14 protein-coding genes are annotated in these 17,046 nt (G+C 56.1%); 2 read left to right on the plus strand and 12 right to left on the minus strand.

Annotation, left to right across the window (positions count from 1 at the left end):
- Window positions 1–29: 29 nt before the first annotated feature.
- From scpB to sdhC, 12 genes are all read right to left on the minus strand, one after another.
- A complete protein-coding gene (gene scpB, locus SIC19_RS00405) occupies window positions 30–692 on the minus strand; it encodes an SMC-Scp complex subunit ScpB (protein ID WP_091642061.1) in 663 nt (220 codons plus the stop codon).
- Complete coding sequence (locus SIC19_RS00410; protein WP_091642058.1) at window positions 689–1,522, minus strand: segregation and condensation protein A; 834 nt, start codon at window positions 1,520–1,522, stop codon at window positions 689–691. The genes scpB and SIC19_RS00410 overlap by 4 nt, the downstream gene beginning before the upstream one ends.
- Window positions 1,523–1,551: 29 nt before the next feature.
- Entirely contained in the window at window positions 1,552–2,727 is a 1,176-nt protein-coding gene (locus SIC19_RS00415) for a tryptophan--tRNA ligase (RefSeq protein WP_036208479.1), read from the minus strand.
- Between the two features lie 218 nt (window positions 2,728–2,945).
- Window positions 2,946–3,818: a succinate--CoA ligase subunit alpha gene (sucD, locus tag SIC19_RS00420; RefSeq protein ID WP_036208055.1), complete on the minus strand. Its 873-nt coding sequence runs from the start codon at window positions 3,816–3,818 to the stop codon at window positions 2,946–2,948.
- Entirely contained in the window at window positions 3,818–4,984 is a 1,167-nt protein-coding gene (gene sucC, locus SIC19_RS00425) for an ADP-forming succinate--CoA ligase subunit beta (RefSeq protein WP_036208058.1), read from the minus strand. Before sucC ends, sucD begins: the two co-directional genes overlap by 1 nt.
- Before the next feature lie 175 nt (window positions 4,985–5,159).
- Window positions 5,160–6,599, minus strand: a complete 1,440-nt coding sequence (lpdA, locus tag SIC19_RS00430) for a dihydrolipoyl dehydrogenase (protein WP_036208061.1) — start codon at window positions 6,597–6,599, stop codon at window positions 5,160–5,162.
- 35 nt (window positions 6,600–6,634) lie between these two features.
- Window positions 6,635–7,885 carry a 2-oxoglutarate dehydrogenase complex dihydrolipoyllysine-residue succinyltransferase gene (gene odhB, locus SIC19_RS00435; protein ID WP_091642055.1) on the minus strand — a complete coding sequence of 417 codons (1,251 nt, stop codon included), beginning with the start codon at window positions 7,883–7,885 and terminating at the stop codon, window positions 6,635–6,637.
- Window positions 7,886–7,910: 25 nt separating this feature from the next.
- Window positions 7,911–10,748: a 2-oxoglutarate dehydrogenase E1 component gene (locus SIC19_RS00440; protein ID WP_036208482.1), complete on the minus strand. Its 2,838-nt coding sequence runs from the start codon at window positions 10,746–10,748 to the stop codon at window positions 7,911–7,913.
- A 307-nt stretch (window positions 10,749–11,055) separates the two neighbouring features.
- Entirely contained in the window at window positions 11,056–11,760 is a 705-nt protein-coding gene (locus SIC19_RS00445) for a succinate dehydrogenase iron-sulfur subunit (RefSeq protein ID WP_036208067.1), read from the minus strand.
- Between the two features lie 13 nt (window positions 11,761–11,773).
- Window positions 11,774–13,546: a succinate dehydrogenase flavoprotein subunit gene (gene sdhA / locus SIC19_RS00450; RefSeq protein ID WP_075196838.1), complete on the minus strand. Its 1,773-nt coding sequence runs from the start codon at window positions 13,544–13,546 to the stop codon at window positions 11,774–11,776.
- 3 nt (window positions 13,547–13,549) lie between these two features.
- Window positions 13,550–13,894 (minus strand): succinate dehydrogenase, hydrophobic membrane anchor protein, encoded by a 345-nt coding sequence (gene sdhD / locus SIC19_RS00455; protein ID WP_036208073.1) that lies wholly within the window; start codon window positions 13,892–13,894, stop codon window positions 13,550–13,552.
- Entirely contained in the window at window positions 13,888–14,262 is a 375-nt protein-coding gene (gene sdhC, locus SIC19_RS00460) for a succinate dehydrogenase, cytochrome b556 subunit (protein WP_036208076.1), read from the minus strand. Before sdhC ends, sdhD begins: the two co-directional genes overlap by 7 nt.
- Window positions 14,263–14,720: 458 nt before the next feature.
- On the opposite strand from sdhC, the gene gltA reads away from it, so the two are divergent.
- Window positions 14,721–15,995, plus strand: a complete 1,275-nt coding sequence (gene gltA, locus SIC19_RS00465) for a citrate synthase (RefSeq protein WP_036208079.1) — start codon at window positions 14,721–14,723, stop codon at window positions 15,993–15,995.
- A gap of 117 nt (window positions 15,996–16,112) precedes the next feature.
- The gene (locus SIC19_RS00470) at window positions 16,113–16,988 is read left to right on the plus strand and encodes an NAD(P)-dependent oxidoreductase (RefSeq protein WP_075196839.1); all 876 of its coding nucleotides are present in this window, start codon (window positions 16,113–16,115) and stop codon (window positions 16,986–16,988) included.
- Window positions 16,989–17,046: the final 58 nt, after the last annotated feature.

Genomic DNA, 17,046 nt, shown 5'->3' on the forward strand with positions numbered 1-17,046 from the left:
TCCTTAAAGAGTGACTGACGCCGGTGGCATCAGTGAAGTGTTTGTCCTGGCGCGTTATCGGGATTGGAGTCATCCCCATCGTCACCAGTATTTCGGGCCGGAGATTCAAATTCGATCTCGGCCTGCATGTTCTTTTCGATTTCCCGACCGATCTCTTCCAGATCCCGGATTTCTGACAAGGGCGGCATCTGGTCCAGACCTTCCAGATTGAAATAGTCCAGAAACTGACGGGTGGTGGCATACATAGCAGGCCTGCCCGGCACGTCGCGGTGCCCAACTACCCTCACCCATTCCCGCTCAAGCAGCGTACGGACAATGTTGCTGCTGACGGTGACGCCCCGAATATCCTCAATTTCACCGCGGGTTATGGGCTGGCGATAGGCAACCAGTGCCAACGTCTCCAGCAGTGCTCGGGAGTACCTCTGGGGCTTTTCTTCGAATAAACGCCCCACCCACGGAGCAAACTCTTCCCGCACCTGCAGCCGGTAACCACTGGCGATTTTCTTCAGTTCGAATCCCCGCCCCTGGCAGGACTGTTCCAGCAAGACCAGCACATGCTCCATTACCTGGCGGGCCGGGCGCTCACCTTCTTCGAAAAGATCCCGTAACTGGTCGACCGTTAAGGGTTTGCCGGCGGCCAGCAATGCAGCTTCGGTAATGGCCTGTATTTTCCGGAGATTTTCCTCGTTCATACCGCTCTCGCCCTGACATGGATCGGGCCCAGCACCTCGGCCTGGACCACTTCGATCAATTGCTCCTTGACCAGTTCCAGGGTCGCCAGGAAACTCACCACGACCCCCAATCGCCCTTCCTCTGGAGTGAACAGACTTTCGAACGTCACGAACTGATCATCCCGCAAGACCGACAGTATTGCCGACATACGTTCACGGGTGGATAAACGCTCCCTCTCCACGTGGTGGCTGGTAAACAGATCTGCACGTTTGAGCATGCCCTGTAGGGCAAACAGTATTTCCCGCAGGTCCACGTCCGGATGGGGCTGACTGGAAGGCATCCGGGGCAACGCTGCAGAGGCAACGAAATTGTCCCGTTCAAGCCGTGGCAAGTCGTCAATATCTTCGGCGGCCTGCTTGAAGCGCTCATACTGCTGGAGCCTGCGTATCAGCTCCGCTCGCGGATCGATGTCCTCTTCGTCCTCGGATTCCTGTCGCGGCAACAGCATCCTGGATTTTATCTCCGCCAGGGTCGCTGCCATAACCAGATACTCCGCAGCCAGTTCGAAGCGCATGGCTTCAACGGCGCCGATGTAATCCATGTATTGCTTGGTAATCTCACTGACATCGATGTCGAGGATGTCCATGTTCTGACGTCGGATCAGATACAGCAACAGATCCAATGGCCCCTCAAAGGCCTCAAGGAAGACCGCCAGGGCATCGGGAGGTATATACAGGTCACGAGGCAGATCAACCACCGGCTTACCGGAGACACGGGCAAGTGGCGCCTGCTCAACGGGCACCTCAGCCCCCTCATCCGCCGTCGTATTGCCTGTGGTGTCCTCTGTCATGGTCTCTCCGGAATTGTCAGCGTCGGGGCTCAGCGGTAGTTCAGGCCCATGGCTGTCCGAACTTCCTCAAGGGTATCCCTCGCGGCATCCCTGGCATGCTCGCAGCCTTCTTCAATAATGGCGTGAACCAGGTCCGGATTGCCTTCATATTCACGAGCACGTTCATGCAGGGGCCGCTGCTCTTCAATAATCGAGTCAATCAGCGGCTTCTTGCATTCCAGGCAACCAATGCCCGCCGAGCGGCAGCCGGTTTGCACCCATTCCTGGGTATCCGCATCGGAATAAACCTGATGAAGCCCCCAAACCGGACACTTCTCCGGTTCGCCCGGATCGGTACGCCGTACCCGCTGGGGGTCGGTCTGCATGGTGCGGATTTTCTGGGCGACGCTGTCAGGCTCTTCGCGCAAACCGATATAGTTGTTGTAGGACTTGGACATTTTCTGGCCGTCCAGTCCTGGCATCTTCGATTCCGGTGTCAGCAGGGGCTGGGGCTCTGGAAGGATCACCTTACCGCCACCTTCGATATAACCGTACAGCCGCTCACGATCGCCCAGGGAGATGTTCTGCTGCTCCTTGAGCAATGCCCGCGCCGTTTCCAGGGCTTCCATATCGCCCTCTTCCTGATAACGCTTCTTCAGGGTGCGGTAAAGCTTGGCGTTTTTCTTGCCCATCTTGACGATGGCGCCCTCTGCCTGCTCTTCAAATCCCGGCTCACGGCCGTAGATGTGATTGAAGCGGCGAGCGACTTCGCGCGTGATTTCCACGTGGGACACCTGGTCTGCACCCACGGGTACCCGACCGGCCCGATACATCAGAATGTCCGCGCTCTGCAGCAGCGGATAGCCGAGAAAACCGTAGGTGGCCAGGTCTTTCTCGCGGAGCTTTTCCTGCTGATCCTTGTAGGTGGGTACACGCTCGAGCCAGCCCAATGGGGTAATCATCGACAACAGAAGGTGAAGCTCCGCGTGTTCCGGCACCTTGGACTGGATGAACATCGTTGAGGACCCGGGATTGACGCCTGCCGCGAGCCAGTCGATCACCATATCCCAGACGCTATCCTCAATGCCGCTGGGATCATCATAGTTAGTGGTCAACGCATGCCAGTCGGCAACGAAGAAGAAGCATTCGAATTCATGCTGGAGTTTCACCCAGTTCTTCAGAACACCGTGATAATGGCCGAGGTGCAACTTGCCGGTGGGACGCATGCCGGACAAAATCCGTTGCTGGGAATCGACAGAACTCAAAGCATGAACTCCTTTTATTTATAGGGAACAGCCATCATATTGCAGGCTGACCGGGCATTATAGTCTTATGTGTGGCCCGCGTTAAGAAGGCATTGAAAAACCTGCGCTGACGCCAGAAAACAAAAAGCCCCCGGCAGTCCACAAAACAGACCCGGGGGCTTTCATTCACCGGCGGTAGTTTACCAGCCAGTCACTTCCTTCAGCGCCTTGCCGATTTCAGCCAGGCTGCGCACAGTTTTGACACCGGCGTCGTTCAGAGCCGCGAATTTCTCATCCGCCGTACCCTTACCACCGGAGATAATCGCACCGGCGTGGCCCATACGCTTACCAGGAGGCGCCGTCACACCCGCGATGTAAGACACCACCGGCTTGCTGACGTTGTCCTTGATGAACGCAGCCGCTTCTTCCTCAGCGGTTCCGCCGATCTCGCCGATCATCACGATGGCTTCTGTCTGCGGATCGTCCTGTAGCAGCTGCAGGATATCGATGAAGTTGGAGCCCGGAATCGGGTCACCACCGATGCCAACGCAGGTAGACTGGCCGTAACCGAAGTCGGTGGTTTGCTTGACCGCTTCGTACGTCAGGGTACCAGAGCGGGACACGATGCCCACTTTGCCCGGCTTGTGGATGTGGCCCGGCATGATACCGATCTTGCTCTCGCCTGGCGTGATCACACCCGGGCAGTTCGGCCCGATCATGCGAACACCCTTGCGATCAACGTACTCTTTTGCGTAGAGCATGTCGATGGTCGGGATGCCTTCGGTGATGCAGACGATCAGCTGGATGCCAGCGTCAGCGGCTTCAACGATGGCGTCTTTACAGAACGGCGCCGGAACGTAGATAACCGTGGCTTCGGCGCCCGTCTTCTCGACCGCTTCACGCACGGTGTTGAACACCGGCAGGCCCAGGTGTTCGGTGCCACCCTTACCGGGGCTTACGCCACCAACCATTTTGGTGCCATATTCGATGGCCTGCTCAGAGTGGAACGTACCCTGTGCGCCGGTAAAGCCCTGGCAGATAACCTTGGTGTCTTTGTTGATCAGGATGCTCATTATTTACCCCCCGCGGCTTTAACGACTTGCTCTGCCGCATTCGACAGACTGGTGGCGGCAATGATGTTCAGGCCACTGTCAGCGAGTACTTTAGTGCCCTTCTCGGCGTTGTTGCCTTCCAGACGCACAACCACAGGAACCTTGACGCCAACATCTTTTACGGCGCCGATGATGCCTTCGGCAATCATGTCACAGCGAACAATGCCGCCGAAGATATTGACCAGTACCGCTTTCACGTTGTCGTCAGACAGGATGATCTTGAACGCTTCGGAAACACGTTCCTTGGTGGCACCGCCGCCAACGTCCAGAAAGTTCGCAGGCTGGCCGCCAGACAGCTTGATGATGTCCATGGTACCCATGGCCAATCCAGCGCCGTTAACCATGCAGCCGATGTTGCCATCCAGCGCCACGTAGTTGAGTTCCCACTTGGCAGCTTCCGCTTCCCGGGAATCTTCCTGGGAGGGATCGTGCATCTCGTGGATCTTCTTCTGACGGTACAGCGCGTTACCATCAACGCCAATCTTGGCGTCCAGGCAGTGCAGGTCACCGGCTGGAGTGATAACCAGTGGGTTAATCTCAACCAGCGCCAGATCGCACTCCTCGAACAGTTTCGCCAGGCCCAGGAAAATCTTGGTGAACTGACCAATTTGCTTGCCTTCCAGGCCTAGCTTGAACGCCAGTTCGCGCCCCTGGAATGGCTGTGCTCCGACCAGTGGGTCAACTTCGGCCTTCAGGATCTTTTCCGGGGTTTCTTCGGCAACCTTTTCGATTTCAACACCACCTTCGGTGGAAGCCATGAACACGATACGACGGGTACCGCGATCAACAACCGCGCCCAGGTAGAGTTCCTGGTCGATATCGGTAAGGGACTCAACAAGAATCTTGCTGACTGGCTGGCCGTTTTCGTCGGTCTGGTAGGTCACCAGATTCTTGCCAAGCCAGTTCTCAGCGAAGGCGCGGATATCGTCCTTGCTCTTGACCAGTTTTACACCGCCGGCCTTGCCGCGGCCACCAGCGTGAACCTGAGCTTTTACTACCCAGGCGTCGCCGCCGATTTCGTCAGCAGCGGCCACTGCGTCTTTGGGGGTATCGCAGGCAATGCCCTTGGATACTGGCAGGCCATATTCAGCGAAAAGCTGTTTGCCCTGATATTCATGCAAATTCATAGTTAATGTCCCGCTTTCTGATGGAGGATAACCACATACGGAAATTGAACCCGCGCAGTGCGAATTCGGTTTGATGCGCCGGGGATCACCTCAGCGCATCCTTAACGCGACCGAAAACCAGCCGTTTTAATAGCAGCGGGGCGCCGTCATTGGCGCCCCTGTTTCCTGGCTCGCGTTACTTCTTTTTGCGACGGTTGGCGATGTGAATCGCTCCGCCGGCAACACCCAGAGCCGCTTCATGCACGGACTCGGACAGAGTCGGATGTGCAAAACAGGTCAGGGCGAGATCTTCGGCACTGGAACCAAACTCCATGGCGATAACGCCCTGAGCAACGATTTCAGAGGCCTGGGGACCCACCACGTGGAAACCGACAATACGATCGGTTTTCGCGTCGGCGATGATCTTGACCATGCCGGACGCCGCATTCGCTGCCATGGCTCGACCATTGGCGGCGAATGGGAAAGTACCCACATTGTACTCCTCACCTTCCGCTTTCATCTCCTGCTCGGTCTTCCCGACCCAGGCAACTTCCGGCGACGTGTAGATCACGTTCGGGATGCAGTCGTAGTTAACCTGCGGCTTGTGCCCGGCAATACGCTCAGCAACCATAACGCCTTCTTCGGATGCCTTGTGGGCCAGCATCGGACCACGAACCACGTCACCAACCGCCCAGACACCGGGCGCTTCGGTTTTACAGTTGTCATCCACGAAGATGAAACCGCGTTCGTCCAACTTAACACCGGAGTCTTCAGACAGCAGGTTATCGGTATATGGGCGACGGCCAACGGCGACGATCAGCTTGTCAAACTTGGCTTCCTGCTTACCCTTCGAATCTTCATAGGTCACATTAACCAGTTTGCGCTTGACTTCCGCACCGGTCATACGTGCGCCCAGCACAACGTTAAGCCCCTGCTTCTGGAACTGTTTCAGTGCATCCTTGGCAACCTGCTGGTCAACGACTGGCAGGAAGGTGTCAACCGCTTCAAGTACGGTTACCTCTGCCCCCAGGCGAGCCCATACGCTGCCCAGCTCGAGACCGATAACACCTGCCCCGATAACGCCGAGACGCTTGGGAACCTCAGTGAATTCCAGAGCGCCCTCAGAGTCCACGATGTGCGTGCCATCGAACGGCGCAGGTGGAATCTGGATGGGACGTGAACCCGTGGCGATAATCACGTTCTCCGCCTCGTAGGTTTTTTTCTTGCCATCCTTGTCGGTCACTTCCACGTTACGGTTGGCCAACAGTTTCCCGTGGCCATAGATCGGTGTAACGCCGTTGGACTTGAACAGGCCGCCGATGCCACCGGTCAACTGGTCCACGATGCCTTCTTTGCGCTTCATCATCTTGGCGATGTCGAAGCCGACTTCCTTGGCGATAATGCCCTGCTCGGCAAAATCGTGGCTGGCTTCCTCATATTTATGGGAAATCTCCAGCAACGCCTTGGATGGAATGCAGCCCACATTCAGGCAGGTACCGCCTAGACGGTTCTTGCCTTCTTTATCGGTCCAGGACTCGATGCACGCGGTTTTCAGGCCCAGCTGAGCCGCTTTGATGGCGGCAACATAGCCGCCCGGGCCAGCGCCAATGACGATTACGTCGTACTTGTCAGACATGTTTTATCCCGTTTTCCAATTCGTTAAGTGTCAGCTCAGACGTCCAGCAGAATACGCGCTGGGTCTTCAAGCATTTCCTTGATAGCCACCAGGAACTGCACTGCTTCCTTGCCATCGATCATGCGGTGGTCGTAGGAAAGCGCCAGATACATCATCGGCTGAATCTCGACCTTGCCGTTCACTGCCATCGGACGCTCCTGGATCTTGTGCATACCCAGAATGGCCGTCTGTGGCGGGTTGAGGATCGGCGTGGAGATCAGTGAACCGAAGATACCACCGTTGGTGATGGTAAAGGTGCCACCGGTCATATCCTCGATACCGAGCTTGCCGTCTTTGGCCTTGGTTCCGTACTCGACGATTTTCTTCTCAATGTCGGCCAGGCCGAGCGCGTCGGTGTCACGAACCACAGGCACAACGAGGCCGCGATCACTTGACACAGCAATACCGATATCCTGGTAACCATGGTAAACCATGTCGTTACCGTCGATGGAGGCGTTAACCGCAGGGAAGCGTTTCAGCGCTTCGGTCGCTGCCTTGGTAAAGAAGGACATGAAACCGAGCTTGACCCCATGGCGCTTCTCGAAGCTTTCCTTGTATTGCTTGCGCAGCTCCATGACCGGCCCCATGTTCACTTCGTTGAACGTGGTGAGCATGGCCGCGGTCTGCTGAGCATTGACCAGTCGTTTCGCGATACTGGCACGCAGACGCGTCATGGGAACCCGCTTCTCCGGACGCTCGCCGGAACCAACATCCACCTGCGGCATATCGCCGGCCGGCTTCGATGCAGGAGTTGAAGAAGACCCTGAAGATTTACCAGCATCTATATGATTTTGAACATCTTCTTTTGTTACACGACCGTCTTTTCCGGTACCTTCGACGGCGTCCGGATCAACGCTATTCTCTTCCGCCAGCTTCCGCGCTGCCGGGCTGAGGATGGCTTCGCCAGATGACCTGGCTGGTGCTTCGGAGGACTTTTCCGAAGTCGCTTCGGGCTTACTTTCTTCTTTCTTGCTGTCATCTTTGGCTGCAGGCTTGGAATCACCAGCCGCGCCTTCCTTGAACTTACCGACGACTTCACCACTTTCTACTGTGTCGCCTTCGCCCTTGAGTACTTCCTCGATAACACCATCCGCCGGAGCTACCACCTCGAGTACGACCTTGTCGGTTTCAATATCGACAATCAGTTCGTCACGTGAACAGGCTTCGCCAGGCTGCTTATGCCAGGTCGCGACTGTCCCTTCTGCGACCGACTCTGGGAATACGGGGGCTTTTATTTCAGTTGACATCTCGGATCCTTAGTTCGGTAGCTCGTCAGATTTCAAACGCGTCGTTAACCAGTTTTTTCTGCTCTTCAATGTGAACCGACATATGGCCACAAGCCGGAGCAGCGGAGGCGTCACGACCGGCATACTGAAGATACAGCTTGGGATTATGACGATGCAGCGCATTACGCATATGATGCTGGCTGCAATACCAGGCCCCCTGGTTCATGGGCTCTTCCTGGCACCAGACCACGTGCTTGAGCTTGCTGTGCTGGCTCAGGAGCTCGTCCAGATCGTCACCCGGGAATGGGTATAGCTGTTCGATACGAACAATAGCAACGTCATCCCGCTCGTCCGCTTTCTTGCGCTCCAACAGGTCGAAGTAGACCTTACCGCTGCACAGAATCAGACGAGTGACCTTTTTCGGGTCGGAGGGTTCTTTCTCCGGCAGTACCGTCTTGAAGGTACCCGATGTCAGGTCGTCCAGTTCCGAGGTAGCTTCCTTATGACGCAACAGGCTCTTTGGCGTAATCGCAACCAAAGGTTTACGCAGCGGACGTTTGACCTGACGACGCAGCATGTGGAACACCTGGGATGGCGTGGTTGGCACGCAAACCTGGATGTTGTGTTCCGCGGACAACTGCAGGAAACGCTCCAGCCTTGCCGAACTGTGCTCCGGACCCTGGCCTTCATAGCCATGTGGCAACAGCAGCGTGAGGCCGCACAGACGCCCCCACTTGTGCTCACCACTGGTCAGGAACTGGTCAATCACCACCTGGGCGCCATTGGCGAAGTCACCAAACTGGGCTTCCCAGACCACAAGACCATTGGGTGCCGTGGTGGAATAACCATACTCGAACGCCATCACCGCCTCTTCTGAGAGCAGTGAGTCGTAGATTTCAAACTTCGGCTGGTTCTCGGCAATGTGCTCCAGCGCAATATGGTGGGCACCGTCCTTCTGGTTGTGCAGTACCGCATGGCGGTGAGAGAAGGTGCCGCGACCAACGTCCTGGCCGGTAATCCGGATGGGATGCCCTTCGTTCAGAAGCGTGGCGTAGGCCATCACTTCACCGTAGCCCCAGTTGATTGGTAGCGCGCCGGCGGTCATTTTTTCCCGGTCGCTGACAATCTTGGACACCTGGCGCTGAACACTGAAGCCTTCCGGCACGTGAGTCAGTTTCTTACCCAGTTTCTGGATCGTCTTGAGGGCGACACTGGATTTGCACTTGGCAGTCCACTCATGCCCCAGGTACGGCGTCCAGTCGACATACAGATCCTTGTTGGGCTCCTTGACCAGGGACTTGACCACGTGGTCGCCCTTATCCAACTCGTCCCGGTAGTCCAGTTCGATCTGTTTGGCTTCGTCCTCAGTGATCACACCGTCAGCAACAAGTTTTTCCGCATAGAGGTTGCGGGTGGTTGTCAGCTTGCGAATCTTTTCGTACATCACCGGCTGTGTTGCGGCCGGCTCATCTGCCTCATTGTGTCCGCGGCGGCGATAGCACACCAGATCGATCACCACATCGTTCTTGAACTCGTGGCGGTAATCCATGGCCATCTGGGTCACGAACATGACCGCCTCGGGATCGTCCGCGTTCACGTGCAGGATCGGGGCCTGAATCATCTTGGCCACATCGGTGCAGTATTCCGTGGAACGGGCATCTTCCTGCTTGCTGGTGGTAAAACCGACCTGGTTGTTGATGACGATATGAATAGTACCGCCAACACCATAGCCCCGGGTCTGGGACATCTGGAAGGTTTCCATAACCACACCCTGCCCGGCGAACGCTGCGTCACCGTGCATGATGATGGGCACACACTGGGTGCCGTTAGGGTCGTTGCGCCGGGTCTGGCGGGCACGGACTGAGCCTTCAACCACCGGAGACACGATCTCAAGGTGCGACGGGTTAAACGCCAGCGCAAGGTGGATTTCGCCACCTTCGGTCATCACGTTGGAAGAGAAACCCTGATGGTATTTAACGTCACCAGAACCGGAATCAGCGAGTTTCTTGCCTTCAAACTCGTCAAACAGTTCTTTCGGGTTCTTGCCGAGTGTATTAACCAGAACATTCAACCTGCCCCGGTGGGCCATGCCCAACACAATTTCCTTCGCGCCGTAGCTGCCTGCCCGCTGGATCAGCTCATCCAGACAGGGAATCAGGCTCTCGCCACCTTCAAGCCCAAACCGTTTTACGCCCGGATAGCGGGAACCCAGATACTTTTCGAGGCCTTCCGCTGCGGTTAACCGTTCCAGCAAATGCTTACGGGTTCCAGACTCGTAGTTGGGACGCGAGCGTACCGGCTCCATGCGTTGCTGGAACCAGCGTTTGATACGAGTGTCCACAACGTGCATATATTCCGCACCGATGCTTTCACAGTACGTCTGCCGAAGACCACCAACGATGTCCCGAAGCTTCATTGTCTCGGAGCCAAAGTTCAGCGAGCCGGTCTGAAACTCGAGGTCGTAGTCCGCTTCCGATAGTTCGTGAAAGGATGGATCGAGATCTTCAACCTGTGGACGGTTCCATACACCGAGGGGATCCAGCTTTGCTTCCTGGTGGCCACGAAAACGGAAGGCATTGATCAACTGGAGGACACGGATCTGCTTTTTGTCGGCATCAACCGTTGCACTGGCAGGCACGCCGCTGCTGGCTAGAAAGCGCTGGTTACGGGATATGTGTTCAAACTGCTGGCGGATGGACGAATGATCTATATCACGGCCTTTGTAGCCATCCACACTGGGAAGTTTATCGAAATAGCTGCGCCATTCTTCGGGAACGGCATTGGGGTCTGTCAGGTAGGTTTCGAAAAGCTGTTCAACATAGGCGAGATTCCCTCCTTGTAGGTGGGAAGTCTGCCACAACTGCTCCATTATGCTTTCGTGCATTTTGAATAGCTCACCTTGGGCTGGTGCGGGGAGCTGGCTATGGTCGGCCAGGGGTATATCTGAGTCAATACGGGTTTTTACGGGATCGACTTTGGCCACCACATCCAACAAGGATGTTTTCCGTTCCCCGGTGGTTATTATACTCAGCAATCCGTCAGGAACCTTTTAAGCTCCCGTGACGGCCTGCGTAGTGTGCACCCTGCTAAGACTTTTGACTATAAGCCTTTGGTTGAAGGGCCCGCGTCGTTGCGGGCCCTTCCGGGTGCGAGCCTTGTCAGCACAGTATAGCGTTTGTTTCAGATTCTGCTTACGTCGCCCGCTGAAGCAGAAGGTTCCGAATGTGGCCGATCGCCCGTGTTGGGTTAAGGCCTTTCGGACAAACGCTGACACAGTTCATGATGCCCCGACAGCGGAATACGCTGAACGGATCATCCAGATTGGCAAGACGCTCCTCCTGTGCAGTATCCCGGCTGTCGGCCAGGAACCGGTAGGCTTGCAGCAATCCGGCCGGGCCAACGAACTTGTCCGGATTCCACCAGAATGAGGGGCAAGCCGTGGAACAGCAGGCACAGAGAATACACTCGTACAGGCCGTCCAGCTTTTCCCGGTCTTCCGGTGACTGGTAACGCTCAATGGCGGGCGCCGGATTGTCGTTGACCAGGTACGGCATAACCTTCTCGTACTGCTTGTAGAACAGGCTCATGTCCACAACCAGGTCACGAATCACCGGCAGGCCCGGAAGTGGGCGAACAACCAGCTTGTTGTTCTTGAGCACTTCCGACAGCGGCGTGATGCAGGCAAGACCGTTCTTGCCATTCATGTTCATACCATCGGACCCACAGACGCCTTCCCGACAGGAACGGCGATAGGCCATTGAGGGGTCTTGCTCCTTGACCAGGTTAAGGACATCCAGAACCATCAGGTCCTTTCCTTCCGGTATATCCAGCTCTACGTCCTGCATATAGGGCGCATTGTCGGTTTCCGGGTTGTAGCGGTACAGGCTTACTAACATTGCACAATCCCCCTTAGTAAGTCCGGATCTTCGGCTGGAATGTATCCACCGTTTTCGGAGCGAAGTTTACATCACGCTTTCCAACACGCTTGTCCAGCGGGAAGTACAGCGAATGCTTCAGCCAGTTTTCATCATCACGCTCGGTAAAATCGTTACGGGCATGAGCACCGCGACTTTCCTTGCGCTCGTAGGCTGAAACAGCCGTTGCAAGTGCAACTTCATAAAGGTTATCAAGCTCAAGGGCTTCGATACGCGCGGTGTTGAAGGCATTGCTGGTATCCGCGAGCCTGGTATTGCGTACGCGCTTACCAATCGCTTCCAGCTTCTCAAGACCTTCTTCCATGCTCTTGCCGTCACGGAACACACCGAAGTAAAGCTGCATGCAGTTCTGCAGATCCTTGCGCACTTCGGCAACGCTCTCGCCTTCCGAGGCGCTGTTCAGGCGATCAAGGCGCGCCATCGCGTTCTTGATGTCTTCCTCACTGGCGCCGTCCACCTCAAAGCCGCCGCGAAGCTGCTCTTCAATGTGCAAGCCAGCGGCACGGCCGAAGACGACCAGATCCAGCAGGGAGTTACCGCCAAGACGGTTGGCACCATGAACGGACACACAAGCTGCTTCACCGCAGGCAAACAACCCGGGAATGGGCGTGTCGTTACCGCTCTCATCCTGAGTCAGGGCCTGACCACCTACGTTGGTGGGAATCCCGCCCATCATGTAGTGACAGGTTGGCACAACCGGCACCGGCTCTTTAACCGGGTCCACGTGCGCAAAGGTGCGTGAAAGCTCACAAATACCCGGCAGGCGCAGGTTCAGTGTTTCTTCACCAAGGTGGTCCAGCTTCAATAGAACGTGATCCTTGTCCGGACCGCATCCACGGCCTTCCAGGATCTCAATCACCATGGAGCGGGCAACCACGTCGCGACCAGCCAGGTCTTTGGCGTTCGGAGCGTAACGCTCCATGAAACGTTCACCCTCGGAATTGATCAGATAACCGCCCTCACCTCGACAACCTTCTGTTACCAGAGTACCGGCGCCATGAATGCCCGTGGGGTGGAACTGCCACATCTCCATGTCCTGCATCGGGAAACCGGCACGGAGCGCCATACCAATACCGTCGCCGGTATTGATCAGGGCGTTGGTGGTGGAGGCGTAGATACGACCTGCACCGCCAGTGGCAAGAACGGTTGCCTTGGACTTGATGTAAGCCACTTCGCCAGTCTCGATTTCGATGGCGACGACACCAACCACTTCGTTTTTACTGTTCTTCACCAGATCAACGGCGTACCACTCGTTCAGGAAGGTGGTTCCGCCCTTGAGGTTCGCCTGATAGAGCGTGTGCAGGAGCGCGTGACCGGTACGGTCCGCAGCAGCACAGGTACGCGCCGCCTGGGCAGGATTGTCCGGCCCCTTGGACTGACCACCAAACGGACGCTGATAAATACGGCCCTGCTCGGTACGGGAGAACGGCAGCCCCATGTGTTCCAGCTCGAACACAGCCTGCGGGCCCACGGAACACATGTACTCAATCGCGTCCTGGTCACCGATATAGTCGGAACCCTTGACGGTGTCGTACATGTGCCAGCGCCAGTCATCATTGGGGTCGGCACTGGCGATGGCGCAGGTAATACCGCCCTGGGCAGATACAGTGTGGGAACGGGTCGGAAATACCTTGGTGATACATGCGGTATTGACGCCGGATTCTGTCAACTGAAGGGCGGCACGCATACCGGCACCGCCGCCACCGATAACAATCGCGTCATAAGACATGGTCTTGATATTAGCCATTAATTAAAGCCCCCAAAGAATCTGAATGCCCCAGACCAAATACACGAACATGGCCAGACCGCAAAGTGCCTGTACCAGGAAGCGCGGCAGGGTCGCCTTGATGTAATCCGTTGTCACTGTCCAGAGCCCAACCCAGGCGTGCGCGCCGATTGAGAGCAGTGCAAGCAGGGTGAAGATGCGGAACCAGGTCTGGTCGAAAAGCGCCGACCAGCTGTCGTAATTAACGTCAGTGGTCAGGATGAACCCGAAAAGAAAAACTGTATACAGAGCAAGCACGTAGGCGGTAACACGCTGGATCATCCAGTCGAAAACACCGCTACGCCCGAGATTCGTGACGCTGTTTACCATACCCAGACTCCTGCCAGAAGGATGAGAATAACGGAGATGACGACTGTGGCTTTCGCCGCGAGCCGGCCACTTTCCAGCTCTTCGCCGATGCCCATATCCATCAGCAGGTGCTTGATACCCGCAACCAGGTGGTACAGCAAGGCAGACAGAATGCCCCAGGTAATCAGCTTCGCAAGGAAGCTGTCCAGCAAGCCACTAACCCGACTGAAGCCTTCTTCCCCGGAAAGGGAAAGCTGAAGCCCGTACAACATGAAAGCAACACCCACAAAAATGATGATGCCACTGACGCGATGCAGTATGGACGTGATGGCTGGCAGCGGAAAATGAAACTTGCCGAGATCGAGATTTACTGGTCGTTTGCTATTCACAGCGCTCTCACACTCTCTCTTGGTTCCGCGGGGCCGGAAAAAACCGGATGCGGATGGTTGGTATGTAAGGATCGGTATGCTGAACGGATCCGGCACACGATATGTTCAGGAGGGAGAAAAACCGGCATGCGCTCTTTTGATATCTGACGCTGCGGCCTGTTATATCCCCGATTCCGGGCTACGGATTATAAGGAGTACCCTTTTCAATTACAAACGCGCAACTCTGTCAGGGCCCGTTAAATCAGGCCCTGGGACTCGCTATAAAGAGGATTGACAAAATCAATTAAACCTCGAAAGCAGCCGTATTCCGGATTTCCCTGATTTACAGCAGGCGTCAAATAATGGGTTTTATTGCCTCTTCCATTGACAAAAAAAGCCAACGCCCTATATTTTGCCGCCAGTTTTGCGATAATACGCGCCTTCTAGCGCTTCCAAATGCTGATAAATAGGAGAGCACCATGACCGACAGGAAAGCCACGCTTTCGGTGGGTGACAAGTCCATTGAGCTACCGGTTTACTCAGGCACCGTCGGCCCTGACGTCATTGACGTGAGAAGCCTCGTCCAGGAAGGCGTCTTTACGTACGACCCTGGATTTGTATCCACCGCAGCCTGCGAATCCCAGATCACCTACATCGACGGAGCCAAGGGCGTTCTCCTGCACCGAGGCTACCCAATCGAGGAATTGGCAGAAAACTCCGACTACCTGGAAGTCTGCTACCTCCTGCTTAACGGCGAGCTTCCGACAGCGGAAGAGAACAAGCGCTTCCACGACACCATCAAAAACCACACGATGTTGCACGACCAGATGCGCAACTTCTTCCAGGGTTTCCGCCGTGATGCGCATCCGATGGCCATTATGTGCGGCGTCGTTGGAGCCCTGTCGGCTTTCTATCACGACCAGATGGATGTCACCAACGTCGAGCAGCGTGAAATCACTGCTCACCGACTGATCGCCAAAATGCCGACCATTGCGGCCTGGTGTTACAAGTACAGCATTGGTCAGCCGTTCATGTATCCCCGCAACGACCTGACCTATTCTGAGAATTTCCTGCAGATGATGTTTGGTGTTCCCTGTGAGGAATACAAGCCAAACCCGATCCTCGCCAAGGCGATGGACAAGATTTTCATCCTGCATGCCGATCACGAACAAAACGCGTCCACCTCAACCGTTCGCCTGGCCGGCTCAACCGGCGCCAACCCCTACGCGTGTATTGCCTCCGGTATTGCAGCGCTGTGGGGCCCTGCACACGGCGGCGCCAACGAAGCAGTTCTGGACATGCTCGCGGAAATCGGGGACGAGTCCAACATCGAGAAATTCATCGCCAAGGCGAAGGACAAGGACGACCCATTCCGCCTGATGGGCTTTGGTCACCGGGTCTACAAGAACTTTGACCCGCGCGCCAAGGTAATGGCCGAAACTGCGCATGAAGTTCTGACTGAGCTCGGCCTGGAGAACGACCCTCTCCTGAAGATCGCACAGCGTCTCGAGAAGATTGCCCTTGAAGACGAGTATTTCGTCCAGCGCAAACTCTACCCGAACGTGGACTTCTACTCCGGCCTGATCCTCAAGGCCATCGGCATTCCGACGTCCATGTTTACGGTTATATTCGCCCTTTCGCGGACCATTGGCTGGTTCTCACACTGGAACGAAATGGTCAGCGGCGACTACCGCATTGGCCGGCCGCGACAGCTCTACACAGGCTCCGAAGCAAGAAGCTACCCCAAGAAGTAGCTCCCGGATAGCCGAAATCGAAAGGCCGCTGCATCAGCGGCCTTTTTTGTGCCCTCACATTCTGCAATGATTGATGCCTACTTCGCGCTAACACCAACCACGTCTGGAGAAACAGTGATGAACGTAACTGCCGCATTTATCGGTCTCGGCGTAATGGGCTATCCAATGGCCGGCCACCTGGCAAACGCCGGCCTTACAGTCCAGGTATGGAACCGCACTCACGCCAAAGCAGAGAGCTGGGCGAGCCAGTATAAAGGCAAGGCCTGCGACTCTATCGCCGCCGCCGTTGCTGACGCAGACTTCGTATTTACCTGTGTGGGTGCCGATGTAGATCTGGAAAAAGTCTATGAAGGCCCTGAGGGCATCATTGCCAACGCCAAGCCCGGCGCCGTGCTGGTCGACCATACAACTGCTTCGGCAGGCATTGCAGAGCAACTGGGCCAGCTTGCCAGCGCCCGCAACCTTGAGTTCATTGACGCCCCGGTATCCGGTGGCCAGCAGGGTGCGGAAAACGGCCAGCTTACCATTATGTGTGGTGGGGAGGCCGACCCTTTTTCGCAAGCGAAACCGCTGATGGAGCATTACGCCAAAGCCCTGAACCACATGGGACCGATCGGCAGCGGCCAGAAGACGAAGATGGTCAACCAGATCGCCATCGCCGGACTGGTTCAGGGCCTCTCGGAAGCCCTTCACTTTGCCGAACAGGCGGAACTGGATGTCCGCAAGGTCGTCGACGTGATCTCAAAAGGAGCAGCTCAATCGTGGCAGATGGAAAATCGCTCAGGCACCATGATTGATGGGGAGTTCGAGCACGGCTTCGCTGTCAACTGGATGCGCAAGGATCTGGCAATCTGCCTCGAAGAGGCGCGAAAAAACGGCTCAAGGATTCCGGTCGCCGCACTCGTTGACCAGTTCTATGGAGATGTTCAGCAGATGGGGGGAAGCCGCTGGGATACGTCTTCACTGATACAACGGCTGCGCAAGAAACCCTGAGGTTCGCTTTCAAACAACTGGCAGGATAGGTGTCGAGCCCAACCTGCCAGTCATCCTA

The sequence above is a fragment of the Marinobacter sp. MIT930201 genome (assembly GCF_047122665.1).
Lineage (GTDB): Bacteria > Pseudomonadota > Gammaproteobacteria > Pseudomonadales > Oleiphilaceae > Marinobacter > Marinobacter salarius.